The sequence below is a fragment of the Streptomyces sp. NPDC048297 genome (assembly GCF_043201585.1).
Lineage (GTDB): Bacteria > Actinomycetota > Actinomycetes > Streptomycetales > Streptomycetaceae > Streptomyces.
Genome location: NZ_JBICZA010000011.1, coordinates 49,906 through 64,608, shown reverse-complemented (window position 1 = coordinate 64,608; position 14,703 = coordinate 49,906). Strand labels below are relative to the sequence as shown.

14 protein-coding genes are annotated in these 14,703 nt (G+C 70.7%); 8 read left to right on the top strand and 6 right to left on the bottom strand.

The features are described from left to right. Nucleotides 1–20 precede the first annotated feature (20 nt). The 3 genes from ACGFYV_RS14445 (at nucleotide 21) to ACGFYV_RS14435 (ending at nucleotide 3,304) form a co-directional block, all read left to right on the top strand. Nucleotides 21–1,181, top strand: a complete 1,161-nt coding sequence (locus tag ACGFYV_RS14445) for a Gfo/Idh/MocA family protein (RefSeq protein WP_393878698.1) — start codon at nucleotides 21–23, stop codon at nucleotides 1,179–1,181. A 145-nt stretch (nucleotides 1,182–1,326) separates the two neighbouring features. Continuing rightward, complete coding sequence (locus ACGFYV_RS14440) at nucleotides 1,327–2,103, top strand: SDR family oxidoreductase (RefSeq protein ID WP_393878697.1); 777 nt, start codon at nucleotides 1,327–1,329, stop codon at nucleotides 2,101–2,103. Nucleotides 2,104–2,299: 196 nt separating this feature from the next. Continuing rightward, nucleotides 2,300–3,304, top strand: a complete 1,005-nt coding sequence (locus ACGFYV_RS14435) for a Gfo/Idh/MocA family oxidoreductase (RefSeq protein ID WP_393878696.1) — start codon at nucleotides 2,300–2,302, stop codon at nucleotides 3,302–3,304. Between the two features lie 51 nt (nucleotides 3,305–3,355). Here the strand turns inward: ACGFYV_RS14435 and ACGFYV_RS14430 are convergent, their stop codons facing one another. The 4 genes from ACGFYV_RS14430 to ACGFYV_RS14415 all read right to left on the bottom strand — a co-directional run bounded on the left by ACGFYV_RS14430 (nucleotide 3,356) and on the right by ACGFYV_RS14415 (nucleotide 6,837). Then, nucleotides 3,356–3,562, bottom strand: a complete 207-nt coding sequence (locus ACGFYV_RS14430; protein WP_393878695.1) for a hypothetical protein — start codon at nucleotides 3,560–3,562, stop codon at nucleotides 3,356–3,358. A 113-nt stretch (nucleotides 3,563–3,675) separates the two neighbouring features. Continuing rightward, the gene (locus tag ACGFYV_RS14425) at nucleotides 3,676–4,737 is read right to left on the bottom strand and encodes an ATP-binding cassette domain-containing protein (RefSeq protein ID WP_393878694.1); all 1,062 of its coding nucleotides are present in this window, start codon (nucleotides 4,735–4,737) and stop codon (nucleotides 3,676–3,678) included. 4 nt (nucleotides 4,738–4,741) lie between these two features. Further along, nucleotides 4,742–5,818: an ABC transporter permease gene (locus ACGFYV_RS14420; RefSeq protein WP_393878693.1), complete on the bottom strand. Its 1,077-nt coding sequence runs from the start codon at nucleotides 5,816–5,818 to the stop codon at nucleotides 4,742–4,744. Beyond that, nucleotides 5,818–6,837 (bottom strand): sugar ABC transporter substrate-binding protein, encoded by a 1,020-nt coding sequence (locus ACGFYV_RS14415; protein ID WP_393878692.1) that lies wholly within the window; start codon nucleotides 6,835–6,837, stop codon nucleotides 5,818–5,820. Before ACGFYV_RS14415 ends, ACGFYV_RS14420 begins: the two co-directional genes overlap by 1 nt. 191 nt (nucleotides 6,838–7,028) lie before the next feature. Here ACGFYV_RS14415 and ACGFYV_RS14410 point away from each other — a divergent pair, with 191 nt between their 5' ends. The 5 genes from ACGFYV_RS14410 to ACGFYV_RS14390 all read left to right on the top strand — a co-directional run bounded on the left by ACGFYV_RS14410 (nucleotide 7,029) and on the right by ACGFYV_RS14390 (nucleotide 12,705). Beyond that, nucleotides 7,029–7,595 (top strand): GntR family transcriptional regulator, encoded by a 567-nt coding sequence (locus ACGFYV_RS14410; protein ID WP_393878827.1) that lies wholly within the window; start codon nucleotides 7,029–7,031, stop codon nucleotides 7,593–7,595. Between the two features lie 270 nt (nucleotides 7,596–7,865). Further along, complete coding sequence (locus ACGFYV_RS14405) at nucleotides 7,866–9,179, top strand: ABC transporter substrate-binding protein (protein WP_393878691.1); 1,314 nt, start codon at nucleotides 7,866–7,868, stop codon at nucleotides 9,177–9,179. A gap of 8 nt (nucleotides 9,180–9,187) precedes the next feature. After that, a complete protein-coding gene (locus ACGFYV_RS14400; RefSeq protein ID WP_393878690.1) occupies nucleotides 9,188–10,168 on the top strand; it encodes a carbohydrate ABC transporter permease in 981 nt (326 codons plus the stop codon). Further along, nucleotides 10,165–11,058 carry a carbohydrate ABC transporter permease gene (locus ACGFYV_RS14395; protein WP_393878689.1) on the top strand — a complete coding sequence of 298 codons (894 nt, stop codon included), beginning with the start codon at nucleotides 10,165–10,167 and terminating at the stop codon, nucleotides 11,056–11,058. The genes ACGFYV_RS14400 and ACGFYV_RS14395 overlap by 4 nt, the downstream gene beginning before the upstream one ends. Nucleotides 11,059–11,262: 204 nt before the next feature. Further along, a complete protein-coding gene (locus tag ACGFYV_RS14390) occupies nucleotides 11,263–12,705 on the top strand; it encodes an amino acid permease (protein WP_393878688.1) in 1,443 nt (480 codons plus the stop codon). A gap of 148 nt (nucleotides 12,706–12,853) precedes the next feature. Here ACGFYV_RS14390 and ACGFYV_RS14385 read toward each other — a convergent pair whose 3' ends face one another. Continuing rightward, the gene (locus ACGFYV_RS14385) at nucleotides 12,854–13,765 is read right to left on the bottom strand and encodes a 1-phosphofructokinase family hexose kinase (protein ID WP_393878687.1); all 912 of its coding nucleotides are present in this window, start codon (nucleotides 13,763–13,765) and stop codon (nucleotides 12,854–12,856) included. Beyond that, on the bottom strand, nucleotides 13,762–14,700 hold the full coding sequence (locus ACGFYV_RS14380; protein ID WP_393878686.1) for an ROK family protein: 939 nt from the start codon (nucleotides 14,698–14,700) through the stop codon (nucleotides 13,762–13,764). Before ACGFYV_RS14380 ends, ACGFYV_RS14385 begins: the two co-directional genes overlap by 4 nt. Nucleotides 14,701–14,703 lie beyond the last annotated feature (3 nt).

Genomic DNA, 14,703 nt, shown 5'->3' with positions numbered 1-14,703 from the left:
CCGTCCGTGGAGGGGCTCTCATGGTGGATGCGCTCGGGGTCGCCGTCGTCGGGTTCGGCTGGATGGGGCGGGTGCACACCCAGGCGTATGCCCGCGTCCGGCACCACTATCCCCAGCTCGCACTGCGCCCCGAACTGGTCACGGTCGCCGAGGAGGTGCCGGGGCGGGCCGAGGAGGCGGCGGAGCGGTTCGGGTTCGCCTCCGCCACCCGGAACTGGCGCGAGGTGGCCGCCGATCCGCGCGTCCGGGCCGTCAGCATCACGGCGCCGAACTTCCTGCACCGGGAGATCGGCGTGGCGATGGCCGAGGCGGGCAAGCACATCTGGATCGAGAAGCCGGTCGGCCTGAGCGGGCAGGACGCCCGCGCGGTGGCCGACGCGGTCACCAAGGCCGGTGTCCAGGGCGCGGTCGGCTTCAACTACCGCAACGCGCCCGCCGTGGAGACCGCCCGTGCCCTGATCACGGGCGGCGACATCGGCACGGTCACCCACGTCCGCATCCGTCTGTTCAGCGACTACGCCGCCCACCCGGACGCCGCCCTGACCTGGCGCTACGAGCGGGAGCGCGGTGGCAGCGGGGTGCTCGGGGACCTGGCCTCGCACGGCGCCGACCTGGCCCGCTTCCTGCTCGGCGACATCACGTCGCTGGCCGCCGACACGGCGGTCTTCCTTCCCGAGCGGGCTCGCCCGGCCGGCGCCACCGCCGGTCACACCCTCGCCTCCGGCGGCGAACGCGGCCCGGTCGAGAACGAGGACTACGTCAACTGCCTGCTCCGCTTCGCCTCCGGCGCCCGGGGCGTCCTGGAGGCCTGCCGGGTCTCGGTCGGCGAGCAGAACAACTACGGCTTCGAGGTGCACGGCACCAGGGGCGCGGTGTTCTGGGACTTCCGCAGGATGAACGAGCTGGCGGTCAGCCGCGGCACCACGTACCAGGACCAGCCGGTGAGCACGGTGTACGTCGGCCCGGGCGACGGCGAGTTCGCCGCGTTCCAGCCGGGTGCGGCCAACGCGATGGGCTACGACGACCTGAAGGTCGTCGAGGCCGCCCGCTTCCTGCGCTCGATCGCCGAGGGCCGGCCGTACGGCGCCACACTCGCGGACGCGGTGCGCAGTGCCGCGGTGCTGGACGCCATGGCGGAGTCGGCCGAGCGCGGGGCGTGGGTCAGCCTGCCGGTGTCGTAGGCCGGATCGGGCACGGGTAGCCCATGGGCCGACTCCTTGAGGTTCCTGAGGGGATTTCGATGGCTCGCCGCTGGTTGTCCGAGGTGTTTGTACTGACAAGAATGGCAGCGCCGCGTGGCGCCGGAGCTGACAGGGCGGGAGCATCATGGGACTTCTCGACGACAAGGTCGTCCTCGTCAACGGCGGCACCCAGGGCCTGGGCGCCGCGATCGCGCGCGCCGCGGTCCGCGAGGGTGCCGCGGTGGTGGTCACCGGCCGGCGCACCGAGCCGGGCGAGGCCCTGGTCACCGAGCTGTCCGCGCGGGGCGGCCGGGCGATGTTGGTCCGCGCCGACCTGGGGGACGCCGACCAGGCCAGAGCTGCCGTGGCCGAGGTCGTGGACGAGTACGGCCGTGTCGACTGCCTGGTGAACTCGGCGGGGCTGACCTCTCGGGGCACGCTGCTGGACACCACGCCCGAGTTGTTCGACGCGCACATCGCGGTGAACCTGAAGGGGCCCTTCTTCGCGATGCAGGCGGCGGTCGCCGACATGCTGGCCCGTAAGGCGCCCGGCACGATCGTCAACGTCATCACCATGTCGGCGCACGGCGGACAGCCGTTCCTGGCGCCGTACGTCGCAGCGAAGTCCGGGCTGGTGGGCCTCACCCGGAATGCCGCGCACGCCCACCGCTGGGACCGGATCCGGATCAACGGCCTGAACATCGGCTGGACCGCGACCGAGGGCGAGGACGCCGTCCAGCGCGCCTTCCACGGCGCCGGCGACGACTGGCGCGAGCAGGCCGCCGCCCGGCTGCCGATGGGCAGGCTGGGCCAGCCGGACGAGATCGCCGACTTCGTGGTCCTGCTGCTGTCGGACCGGTCGGGGGTCGTCACCGGGTCGGTGATCGACTGGGACCAGAACGTCCTGGGCGGCCTCGACTGACGCCCTCGCACCCCTCAACACCGCTCGCACCCCCCAACACCGCTCGCACCCCCCAACACCGCTCGCACCCCCCAACACCGCTCGCACCCCCCAACACCCCTCGCACCCCCCAACACCCCTCGCACGCCCCAACACTGCACGCACCCCTCAACACCCCTCGCCCCCAACCCTCCCGCACCAAGGAGCCGCACCCCCCATGCGCATCGGAATCCTCGGCCTCGGCCGCATCGGCGCCTTCCATGCCGAGACCCTCTCCGGGCTCGACGCCGTCGAGTCCCTCGTCGTCACCGACCCGTTCACGGACGCGGCCAAGTCCGCCGCCGAGCGCTTCGGGGCCGAGGTCGCCGATTCGCCGGAGGCGCTGCTGGCCGCCGGCGTGGACGGCATCGTCGTGGCGGCGGCGACCGACGCCCACCCCGCCCTGATCCTGGCCGGGGTGGAGGCGGGCGTCCCCGTCTTCTGCGAGAAGCCGGTCGCGCGCACGATGGCGCGGGGCGTCGACGTCCTGAGGGCGGTCCGGGACAGCGAGGTGCCGATCCAGATCGGCTACAACCGCCGCTTCGACGCGGGCTTCGTCGCGGCGCGGGCCGCCGTCCGGGCCGGTGAACTGGGCACGCTGCACACGGTCCGCTCGACCACGCTGGACCCCGCGCCGCCGCCCGCCGCCTACATCGCCGCCTCGGGCGGCATCTTCCGCGACTGCTCCGTGCACGACTTCGACATCATCCGCTGGGTGACGGGCCGCGAGGTCAGCGAGGTGTACGCGGTGGGCGGCAACCGGGGTGCCGCGTACATCGAGGAGGCGGGCGACGCCGACACCACCGGCGCGATCCTCACCCTGGACGACGGCACGATCGCGGTGGTCTCCAACTCCCGTCACAACGCCCGCGGTTACGACGTCCGCATGGAACTCCACGGCTTCCAGGACTCCATCGCCGTCGGCCTGGAGGACAAGCTTCCGCTGCGCTCGGTCGAACCCGGTGCGACCTTCCCGTCCGGCACCCCCCACGACTTCTTCATGGACCGCTTCGCCGACGCCTACCGCGCCGAACTCACCGCCTTCACCGAGGTCGTCGCGGGCACCCGCCCCTCCCCCTGCACCGTCGCGGACGCGCTGGAGGCAGGCTGGATCGCCGACGCCTGCACCCTGTCCCTGCGCGAGCACCGACCGGTGACGATCACCGAGGTCCGCACCGCCTGACCGGCTGCCGCTCGCTCCGGGCCGGCCCGCCACCATCCCGCTCGGAGCGGTTCAGAGGCAGTAACGCACCAGCCATTCGTCCGCGTTGTAGTCGACCCGTGCCGGGTCCGGCACGGTCGCCGGCCTGGTCTCCACCATGTCCTCGGGACGTATCCGCTCGGGCAGTTGGCTGAAGCGGTTCCGGTCCGGGGCGTCTGCCACCTCGGTGGCCGATACCGCGGACGTGTCACGGTCGCGGCGCTGCGTACGGTCTGCCATGTCGTCCTCCCGTCTTGCCCGACTTCCCCGTCTTCCTCGCCCCACCCGTCCTCGCGGACGTTCCCCCGTCACCCGTCACAACGCCCGGCCACCCCCGCCGGTTCCCGGCCACGTCAGCGGTTCTCCTCCGACGGGTTCTCCTCCGGTACGTTCGCCTCCGGCGCGTTCCCCTCCGGTGCGCTCTCCCCCGGTGCGTTCTCCCCCGCTACGTTCGCCTCCGGTGCACTCTCCCCCGGCGCGTTCGCCACCGGCGCCGTCAGGTCCTCCGCGTCGGGAAGCTCCTCGACGTCGACCCCGCGCACCTGGGCCAGCTCGTGTTTGAGGGCCGCGAGTTCGGCGCCGCCTGCCATGTGGTTGGTCAGCTCCTCCAGGCCGACCTCGCTGCGGTCGGCGCTGAGTTCGAGGGTGCCGAGGCGCAGCACGCTGAAGTGGTCGCCGACCATGTAGGCGTGGTGCGGGTTGTGGGTGATGAAGATGACGCCGAGGCCGCGGTCGCGGGCGGCGGCGATGTACTTCAGCACAACGCCGGACTGTTTGACGCCGAGCGCGGCGGTCGGCTCGTCGAGGATCAGCACGCGGGCGCCGAAGTGGACGGCGCGCGCGATGGCCACGCACTGGCGCTGGCCGCCGGAGAGCGTGCCGATGGGCTGCTCCAGGTCGTCAAGGACGATGCCCATGTTGCGCAGTTCCTGGTCGGCGGTCGCCTTCATGCGGGCGATGTCCAGGCGGCGTACCGGCCAGGGGCCCCGAGTCAGCTCGGAGCCGAGGAAGAAGTTCCGCCACACGGGCATGAGCGGGACGGTGGCGAGGTCCTGGTAGACGGTGGCGATGCCCTTGCCGAGGGCGTCGCGCGGGGTGCCGAAGCGCACCGGGGTGCCGTCGACGAGGAAGGCGCCCTCGGTGTGCTGGTGCAGCCCGGAGACGATCTTGATAAGAGTGGACTTGCCGGCGCCGTTGTCACCGAGGACGCAGGTGACGCGGCCCGCGTGGACCGTGAGGTCGACGCCGTGCAGGGCGCGGATGTTGCCGTAGGACTTGCCCGCGCCGCGCAGTTCGACGATCGGGGCGTCCTCGGCGTGCGCCGCGTCCTTGAGGACGGTGCCATGGGTTCCGGTTCCGTGGGTGCCGGTGTCGTGGGTGCCGGTGTCGTGGGTGCCGGTTCCGTGGTCGGTCATCGGGTCACCTCCTGGTCGCCGTGCGCTGGACCCACAGATTGATCAGGACGGCGCCGAGCAGCATCACGCCGAGGAAGGCCTTGAACCAGTCGGGGTTCCAGCCCGCGAAGACGATGCCCTGGTTGACCATGCCGAACATGAACGCGCCGAAGACGGGGCCGATCGCGGAGCCGTATCCGCCGGTGAGCAGGCAGCCGCCGATGACCGCGGCGGCGATGTAGATCAGCTCCTGGCCGACGCCCTCGCCTGACTGCACGCTGTTGAAGGAGAACAGGTTGTGCATGCCGACGAACCACGCGCCGAGACCGACCAGCATGAACAGCGTGATCTTGGTGAAGTCCACCGGCACGCCGACGGCGCGGGCGCTCTCCTTGTCGCCGCCGACGGCGAAGATCCAGTTGCCGTACTTGGTGCGCAGCAGCATCCAGGTGGCCAGGGCCGCGAAGGCGAGCCAGTAGAAGATCGTGATCTTCACCTCGACGCCGCCGATGTCGACGGAGGACGCGAAGATCTTCTTGGCCTGGTCGAAGCCCTCCATGTCGCTGATGTCGTCGGTGGCGACGTTCCCGGTGACGAGTTTGGTGACGGCGAGGTTGACGCCCTGGAGGATCAGGAAGGTGCCGAGCGTGACCAGGAAGCTGGGCAGCCCGGTCTTCACCACCATCCAGCCGTTGAAGGCGCCGACGGCGAGCGAGACGATGAGGGCGACGATCACACCGGTCCACACGTTCACGGTCAGCTGGTAGCTGAGCATGCTCGCGGTGAGCGCGGAGGTGATCACGGCGACGCCGGAGGACAGGTCGAACTCCCCGCCGATCATCAGCAGGGCGACCGGGAGGGCCATGATGCCGATGGTCGAGGACTGGTAGAGCACCGTGGCCATCGAGCTGCCCTGGCGGAACGAGGGCGCCACGATCAGGAAGAAGACCAGGACGGCCAAGGCGCCCAGGAAGACGCCCACTTCGGGCCGGGCGAGCAGGCGCAACGCCAGGGGGCGCCGTCGGATGCGGCCGTCCTCGCCCCCGGGGCCGGACGCCGGCGGCCTCCCGACCGCCGGCCCGGCCTGGTGGGCCGTGCTCATCACCGGGTGCCCTTCTCGGCGAACCCGGCGACCTGGTCGACGTTGGACTTGTCGACGAACGCCGGGCCGGTCAGGACCGGCTGCTCGCCGCCACCGCTGTAGTTGCCGTTGTTCTTGTACAGCCACAGGGAGTCGATCGCCAGGTAGCCCTGCAGGTAGGGCTGCTGGTCCACCGCGAACTGGATGGTGCCCTTCTTGATGGCGTCGCTGAGCTGCTTGTTCAGGTCGAAGGTGGCGACCTTGGCCTTGCTGCCCGCGTCCGTCACCGACTGCGCCGCGGTCAGCGCGAACGGGGCGCCGAGGGTGACCACGTAGTCGATGGAACTGTCCTGCTTCAGCTTGGCCGTGATCGTCGACTTCACGGACGGCATGTCGGCGCCGTTCACGTACAGCGTCTCGGTCGTGCCGGAGAACGTCTTCTTCACTCCGTCGCAGCGCTGGGTGAGACCGATGTTGCCCTGTTCCTGGATCACACAGACCGCGTTCTTGGCGCCGACCTCGTTCAGCTTCTTGCCGAACGCCTCGCCCGCCACGGTCTCGTCCTGCCCGAAGAACTCCAGCAGGCCGAGCTTCTTCCAGTCGCTGACACCGGAGTTCAGGCCGACCACCGGGATCTTGGCCGCGCCGGCCTTGGCGACCACGTCCTTCATGGCGTCGGGCTTGGCCAGGGTGATCGCGATGCCGTCGACCTTCTGGTCGATCGCGTTCTGCACGTAGTTGGCCTGGGTGCCGGCGTTCGGGTCGGCGGAGTAGACCAGCTTGATGTTGTCCTTGGCGGCGGCGGCCTCGGCGCCCTTGCGGACGATGTCCCAGAAGGTGTCGCCGGGCGACTGATGGGTGATCAGGGCGACCGTCATCCGGGGGGTGTCGGCCTTGCCCGCCGAGGCACCCGACGCCGTCTCTTCGGCCTTCTTCCCCCCGGAGCCACTGGAGCAGCCGGCGAGGGCGAGGGCCGTCGCAGCGGCCACGGCGACAAGGGGGGCCAGTCTGCTGGAGCGGGAGCGAGAAGAGCGGTCCATCTTTCCTCCACCTCACTGTGCTGCGGCGAAAGGGGTGCTGTGCGTTGGGACGGGATCCAAGCCCTTGCGAAGCCCGAAGTCAATACTTTGTCAAGACATCACTTCACAAATAGGTCAGAATGTAAGCACAAATGATGGACAGCATCTGCCGTCCGCGCCTACACCTGAGAACCATGAGCCACTCCTACCCCGTGGCGAGGACCGGTGACCCCGCCCGTCCTGTGACCGCCCCCGTCACCGACCCCCTCGACCTCACCCTCGACCGCACGAGCCCGGCACCCCTCCACCACCAGCCGGCCCAGCAGTTGGAGGCGGCCGGACAGAGCCCGACCACCCGGGTGCTGCGCAACGAACGCGTCCCCGCCACCGCCGAGGTGGCCGCCGCCCTGGCCCTCCCGGAGGGCACCGACGTCACCGTGCTGGAGCGGCTGCGCGGCACGCACGGCCGGCCGGTGGCGCTCCTGCGCAACCACCTGCCCACGCCCCTGCTCCAACTCGGCACCGCACGGCTGGAGTCGACGGGTCTGTACCGGATGCCGCACTCGGCGGGCATCGCCCCGCACCGCGCCCACCAGAGCGTCGGCGCCCGCGGCGCCACCGCCGCGGAGGCAGCCCTGCTGGACGAGAAGGAGGGGGCGGCGCTGCTCACCACGCGGCGCACCGCGTACGACCGCACGGGCCGGCCGGTCGAGTACGGCAGCCACGTCCACCGGGCCTCGCACCACTGCTTCGACTTCCAACTGCTGGTCAGGCCCTGAATCGGAACCGCCCGTGTTCGCACAGCCCCCGCGGCCTCCCCCCGCCACGGGGGCCACCCACCCCGAGCCGCGCCGAATGCCCAGGTAACGATTGGGATTACGTTTCGGGCAAGAGACTCCCCAGTACCCACCGAGCTATTGACGCCTGCGCGGACATGGAGCTGTTATTACGCCCACGATGTTTGGTCGAGTTGGTTTCTGATCGGTTTCGTACACCTTCGGGAGTCGACTCAATCCCTTGACCGAACCCTGTACGCCTCAGGAGCCGCCATGCGCCACTCGTCGTCCGGTCTCTCCGTCCCAGGTCCAAGCCGTCGCTCGCTGCTGCGCGGAGCCGGTGGCGCGGCCGTCCTCGCCGGCGCCGGCATACCCCTGCTGAGCGCCTGTGGCGGCAGCGGTTCGGGATCCGACCCGAAGACCGTCACCGTGGGTTCCAACGCGTCGGACGCGGTGCCCAAGAAGGCGTTCGCGGATGTCTACGCGGCCTACAAGAAGCAGTCGGGCATCACGGTGAACGTGAACACGAAGGACCACAACACCTTCCAGGAGCAGATCAACTCCTACCTCCAGGGCACACCGGACGACGTGTTCAACTGGTTCGCGGGCTTCCGCATGCAGTTCTTCGCCGCCAAGAAGCTCGCCACGCCGATCGACGACGTGTGGCAGAAGATCGGGGGCAACTTCCCCGAGGCGATGAAGAAGTTGAGCAAGGGTGCGGACGGCAAGTACTACTTCGTACCGCTGACGACGTACCCGTGGGCGGTCTTCTACCGCAAGAGCGTCTTCCAGCAGCACGGCTACCAGGTACCCACCACCTGGGACCAACTCGTGGCCCTGTGCAAGCAGATGAAGAAGGACGGCCTGGTCCCGATCGCCTTCGGCGACAAGGACCAGTGGCCCGCGATGGGCACCTTCGACCAGATCAACTTCCGCCTGAACGGCTACGACTTCCACGTCGAGCTGATGGCGGGCAAGGCCGCGTGGACCGACGCCAAGGTCAAGGCCGTCTTCGACCACTGGACCGAGCTCCTGCCCTACCACCAGGACGGCTCGATGGGCCGTACCTGGCAGGACGCCGCGCAGACCCTGAACGCGAAGAAGGCCGGCATGTACCTCCTGGGCAGCTTCGTGGCCCAGCAGTTCACCGACAAGGCCGATCTGGACGACCTCGACTTCTTCGCCTTCCCGGAGATCAACCCCGCCTACGGCCAGGACACCGTCGAGGCTCCCACCGACGGCTTCATGGTCAGCAAGGCGCCGAAGAACCACGACGGCGTCGTCAAGCTGCTGGAGTACCTGGGCACCCCGGCCGCCGAGGAGCTCTACCTCAAGACGGACTCGAGCGTGGTGGCCGCCTCCGACAAGGCCGACACCTCCGCGTACTCGCCGTTGCAGAAGAAGGCGTTCGAGATGATCGGCGGCGCCAAGACCCTCACCCAGTTCATGGACCGCGACAGCCGGCCGGACTTCACCTCCACGGTGATGCAGCCGGGGCTGCAGAAGTTCATCCAGGACCCCAAGGGCGTGGACGGTCTGCTCTCGTCGATCGAGCGCCAGAAAAAGACGATCTTCGCGTCCGAGTGAGCGGCCTGATGACCACCGACACGACCGCCGAGGTCCCGGAGGCGGCCACCCCGCCGGCTCCGGGCGTCTCGTCCGCAAGCAAGCGGGCCACGCGGGGCCACCGGCGCCTGCTGACCCGCCGCGACCGATGGACGCTCGCCGTGATGGCGGGCGTACCCACGATCCTGCACGTGGCCCTGGTGTGGGTCACCGCACTCGCCTCCGTCGCCCTCGCCTTCACCACCTGGGACGGCATCGGGTTCGACTCGATCAAGTGGGTGGGCCTCGACAACTTCACCCAACTCTTCAACGACAACCCGCAGTTCTGGCCGGCCGTCCAGCACAACGTCATCTGGTTCGTGGTGCTGATCCTGATCCCGACGCCGTTCGGCCTGTTCCTCGCGATGCAGCTGGACAAGCGGATCCGGTTCAGCCGGGTGTACCAGACCGCGTTCTTCCTGCCCGTCGTCATCTCGATGGCGTGCATCGGTTTCGTCTGGCAGCTCGTCTACAACCCGGACACGGGCCTGATCAACAGCGTCATCGGCGCCAACAAGCCCGGACACTACATCGACTGGATCGGCGACCCGCATCTGAACCTGTGGGCGGTCCTCGTCGCCGCGTCCTGGCGGCACACCGGCTACATGATGATCCTTTACCTGGCCGGCCTGAAGAGTGTCGACCCGTCGCTGCGGGAGGCCGCCGCGCTGGACGGTGCGAGCGAGTGGCAGACGTTCAGGAGCGTCATCTTCCCGACCCTGCGCCCGACCAACACGGTCGTCCTCGTCGTCACCATCATCGAGGCACTGCGCGCCTTCGACCTGGTCTTCGTCTTCAACAAGGGCGCCCAGGGCACGGAGTTGCTGTCGATCCTGGTGACCAACAACATCATCGGCGAGTCCAGCCGCATCGGCTACGGCTCGGCCATCGCCGTCGTCCTGCTGGTCATCTCCCTCGTGGTGATCATCCCGTACCTGGTGGCCACCTTCCGGAAGGAGCGGCGTTCGTGAGCGCCTCGACCGTGACCGCTCCGCACAGGCGACGGGCCCCGGTCCGCCCGGCCCGGATCCTGCTGCACGTGTTCCTGGCCGGCACCGCCCTCGCCTGGCTGGCACCCCTGCTGTGGGCGGTCTTCTCCGCCCTGCGTCCGTACAGCGAGACCAGCGACAAGGGCTACGTCTCCTGGCCGTCCACGCTGAACTTCGACAACTTCACGAACGCGTTCCAGCAGTCGGACATGCTGCACTACTTCGGCAACACGCTGATCATCGCCGTACCGGCCGTGCTGCTGACGCTGTTCCTGTCCTCCTGCGTCGCCTTCTACGTGGCCCGCTTCGACTTCCGGCTCAACCTGGCGCTGCTGCTGGTGTTCACGGCGGGCAACCTGCTCCCGCAGCAGGTCATCATCACCCCGCTGTACCGGCTGTACCTGCTCACGAACCTGCCCGGCATCACGGCGAGCGGCAAGCTGTACGACTCCGCGCTCGGCCTCGTGCTGATCCACTTGGCGTTCCAGTCCGGGTTCTGCGCGTTCGTGCTGAGCAACTACATGCGTTCGCTGCCGCACGAGCTGACCGAGGCCGCGCTGGTCGACGGCGCGTCGGTGTGGCGGCTGTACTGGCAGATCACCCTGCCGCTGTGCAAGCCGGCGATGGCGGCCCTGGCGACCCTGCTGTCGATCTGGATCTACAACGACTTCTTCTGGGCCCTCGTGCTGATCTCCACCGGCGAGAACATGCCGATCACCTCGGCGCTGAACAACCTGTCCGGCCAGTACTTCACCGACCCCAACCTGGTCGCCGCCGGCGCCCTGCTCACCGCCATCCCGACACTGCTCGTGTACTTCGCGCTGCAGCGCCAGTTCGTCAGCGGCCTCACCCTCGGCTCGAACAAGGGGTGAGGCGGGCGGAAGGGTGAGGCCGCCAGGGTGGCGCGGACCGCAATATCTCCCGGCGGGGTGGCCGGGGCAGAGGGTTTTTCGCGTGATCAGGCACCCTTCGCAAGACAAGAACCGGTGATTTGGAGCCCGGTCGGGGCATCCCCGACCATGGGCTCGCCCCGGCGATCCCGGGGAACACCAGTTCTCTGAGAGGTACCCCCACCCATGCACGTCACCGGATCCGCCGCCCCACAAGCGGCTCCGGCGCCCTCGCCCACCCCCGAGATCTCCGGCCGGATGTCCGGCCGGATCCCCGGCGAGGACTCCCACGGCAGCAACGGCAGGCACGCCCGCCGCTTCGGACTGCCCGTCGCGACCGCCCTGGTCATGGGCAACATCATCGGCGGCGGCATCTTCCTGCTCCCGGCCTCCGTCGCCCCCTTCGGCACCGTCAGCCTGGTCGCCTTCGTGGTCCTGACCGTCGGCGCCATCGCCCTCGCGCTGGTCTTCGGCCGGCTCGCCGAGCGCACCCCGCTCACCGGCGGCCCGTACGTCTACGCCCGCGAGGCCTTCGGTGACTTCGCCGGCTTCCTCACCGCGTGGGCGTACTGGATCACCAGCTGGGTGTCCAACGCGGCACTCGCCGTGACCGCCGTCGGCTACCTCGACGTGCTGATCCCCGTGAACGCTCACCGCTGGACCGCGTGCCTGGCGGCCCTCGTCATCCAGTGGCTGCCCGCGCTCGCCAACTTCGCCGGCACCCGGTACGTGGGCGCCGTCCAGCTCGTGACCACGGTGCTGAAGTTCGCGCCGCTGCTGCTCGTCGCCGCCGGCGGGCTGTTCTTCTTCGACCCGCACAACCTCGGCCCGTTCCACGCGGGCGGCGGCAGCACGATGGGCGCGGTGTCCGCCTCCGCCGCGATCCTGCTCTTCTCCTACCTCGGTGTGGAGTCCGCCTCGGTCAGCGCGGGCGAGGTCGACAACCCCCGCCGCACCGTGGGCCGCGCCACGGTCATCGGCACGATCGGCGCGGCGCTCGTCTACCTGCTCGGCACGCTCTCCGTCTTCGGCACGGTCGCGCACAGCCGCCTGGTCACCTCCACCGCGCCGTTCTCCGACGCCGTGAACGCCATGTTCGGCGGGAGCTGGGGCGGCTGGGCCGTCGCGCTCGCCGCGCTCGTGTCGATCACCGGCTGCCTCAACGGCTGGACGCTGCTGAGTGCCCAGACCCCGTACGCGGCGGCCCGGGACGGCCTGTTCCCGGCCGCCTTCGCGCGCCGCCGGCGCGGGGTGCCGACCGTCGGTGTCCTCGTCACCGTCGTCCTCGCCTCGCTGCTCACCGTCTACAACTACGCGGCCGGCTCGGGCAAGGTCTTCGAATCCCTGGTGCTCATCACCACGTTCACCGCGACCGTCCCCTATCTGCTGGCCGCCGCCGCGCAGATCTTCCACCTGATCTCGGGCCGGCGCGAGAAGGTCGACCGGGCGCGGCTGGTACGGGACAGCGTGATCGCCGCCGTCGCCGCCGGCTTCTCGATATGGCTGGTCGCCGGCTCCGGATACGCGGCGGTGTACCAGGGCGTGCTGTTCCTCTTCGCCGGCATCATCGTCTTCGCCGTGATGGCGGCCCGCCGCACGGCAGCCGGCCGGCCCCAGCCCGAAGCCTGATCGCGGCCACCTGGGAGTCCGCCATGACGACTTCACGGCGTTCTCACTGATCCGGAGGAACACCCGCGTCCCGGCGCCCACTTCGGCTGCGGGCGGGCCGGTGGCCGCGAGGGGCACGGGTGTTCCAGGAAGAGCGGATGCCGGCACGTCAGGCCGAAGCGGCGCGCGTCGCTGCCGCCGCGAAGCGCCGATAGGCGCCCGGGTCGAACACCCCGGCGCGCGGAGCCAGCACGGTCGCCGCGGAGAGCGCGACCGCGTCGCCGAGCATGTCGGACCAGGCCGCGCCGTCGGCGAGGCCGGCCGCCAGTGCCGCGACCACCGCGTCACCCGCCCCTGCCGTGTTGCCCACCACCCGCTCCGGTGGCCGCGCCCGGAAGCGGCCGTCGGGAGTGGCGGCCAGCAGGCCGTCCGGCCCGAGCGAGGCCACCACCGTCTCGGCCCCCGCCGCCAGCAGGGCGGTCGCGGCCTCGGCCGGGTCCTCGATGCCGGTCACGGCGAGCAGCTCGGCGGCGTTCGGTTTGACGACCGTGGGCCGTGCGCTCAGGCCGGCCCGCAGTACCGGGCCGTCGGCGTCGAGGATCACCGGCACCCCGTGGTCCCGGGCGAGCCGGACCAGGTCCGCGCAGGTGTCCTCGGGCAGGCCGCGCGGCAGACTTCCGGAGACGACCAGCACCCGGGTCCGCGGCAGCAGGTCACGCACCCGGCCGCGCAACGCCGCCCATTCCGCCGCGCCGACCTCCGGCCCGGCCTCGTTGAGCATGGTGGTGTCGGCGGTGTCCGAGACGGCGACGGTACGGCGGGTCTCGCCGTCGATCGGTACGCGCAGGTGAGGGATCCCCGACCGGACCAGATCGGCCTCGACTGCCGTGCCGGTGGCACCGCCGAGCGGGAGGACGGCGATGGTCCTGCGGCCCAGCGCGTGCAGCACCCGGGCGACGTTGATGCCCTTGCCCCCTGCCTGCGCGGCGGTCTCGGCCACCCGGTGGGTGGTGTGCGGCCGGAAGCCGGGCACGGTGTAGGTGATGTCCAGGGCCGGGTTGGGGGTCACGGTGACGATCACTGCGCTGGCCCCCTCGCGGCCGTGGCCGCCGGTCGCAGGTCGGCGGCCAGCAGCCCGGCGCCCAGACAGCCCGCCCGGTCGCCGAGTTGTGCGCGGACGAGGTCCGGCACCACCGCGACGGCGGCCCGCTCGGTCATCCGGGCGCGCAGCGGGTCGAGCAGGAGGTCGCCGGACTCGGCCAGTCCTCCGCCGAGGACGACGAGCGGGGGGTCCACCACCGTGCAGCAGAGCATCAGCGTGTCGGCGAGGACGGAGACGGCCTCGTCCCAGACGGCGACGGCCGCCGGTTCGCCGTCGGCCGCCCGCCGGGCGATCAGCGCCGGGTCGGCGCGCACTCCGGTCGCGGCGGCGTAGCGGCGCTCGACGGCGGCGGCCGACGCGTAGTTCTCCGCGCATCCGGCGGCGCCGCAGGCGCACCGCTCCCCGCCCGGCCGCACGACGAGGTGGCCGATCTCGCCGGCCCGGTCGTTAGCACCGGACTCCGCCCGGCCGTCCGTCATGAGGGCCGCGCCGATGCTGGTGCCGACCGGTACGAACAGGAAGCGCCGCTGCCCGCGCCCGGCGCCCAGCCGCGCTTCGGCCACGCCTCCCGCGCGCACGTCGTGGCTCACGACGGTGGGCAGGCCGGTGCGCTCGCGGACCAGGTCGCGGAACGGGATGTCGCGCCATCCGATGGTCGCCGAGTGGACGCCGCGCCCGGTGGCCTCGTCCACGATGCCGGGGAGGGCGAGGCCGACCGCGGACACGGGGTGCCCGGCATCGGTCGCCTCGCGGTGCAGGTCCGCGGCGAAGTCCACGATGGAGCGCACCACGGCCTGCGGGCCGCGTTCCCGGCCGGTGGGCCGCCAGGACCGCTGGACGACCTGCCCGGCCCGGTCGAGCAGCGCGGCCTTGATGCCGGTGCCGCCGACGTCGAGAGCGATGACGTGTGCCATGGC

Excerpts from the sequence above, each read along its gene's own strand:
- ACGFYV_RS14445 (WP_393878698.1), top strand. The coding sequence starts at position 21 with ATGGTGGATGCGCTCGGGGTCGCCGTCGTCGGGTTCGGCTGGATGGGG.
- ACGFYV_RS14440 (WP_393878697.1), top strand. The coding sequence starts at position 1,327 with ATGGGACTTCTCGACGACAAGGTCGTCCTCGTCAACGGCGGCACCCAG.
- ACGFYV_RS14435 (WP_393878696.1), top strand. The coding sequence starts at position 2,300 with ATGCGCATCGGAATCCTCGGCCTCGGCCGCATCGGCGCCTTCCATGCC.
- ACGFYV_RS14430 (WP_393878695.1), bottom strand. The coding sequence starts at position 3,562 with ATGGCAGACCGTACGCAGCGCCGCGACCGTGACACGTCCGCGGTATCG.
- ACGFYV_RS14425 (WP_393878694.1), bottom strand. The coding sequence starts at position 4,737 with ATGACCGACCACGGAACCGGCACCCACGACACCGGCACCCACGACACC.
- ACGFYV_RS14420 (WP_393878693.1), bottom strand. The coding sequence starts at position 5,818 with ATGAGCACGGCCCACCAGGCCGGGCCGGCGGTCGGGAGGCCGCCGGCG.
- ACGFYV_RS14415 (WP_393878692.1), bottom strand. The coding sequence starts at position 6,837 with ATGGACCGCTCTTCTCGCTCCCGCTCCAGCAGACTGGCCCCCCTTGTC.
- ACGFYV_RS14405 (WP_393878691.1), top strand. The coding sequence starts at position 7,866 with ATGCGCCACTCGTCGTCCGGTCTCTCCGTCCCAGGTCCAAGCCGTCGC.
- ACGFYV_RS14400 (WP_393878690.1), top strand. The coding sequence starts at position 9,188 with ATGACCACCGACACGACCGCCGAGGTCCCGGAGGCGGCCACCCCGCCG.
- ACGFYV_RS14390 (WP_393878688.1), top strand. The coding sequence starts at position 11,263 with ATGCACGTCACCGGATCCGCCGCCCCACAAGCGGCTCCGGCGCCCTCG.
- ACGFYV_RS14380 (WP_393878686.1), bottom strand. The coding sequence starts at position 14,700 with ATGGCACACGTCATCGCTCTCGACGTCGGCGGCACCGGCATCAAGGCC.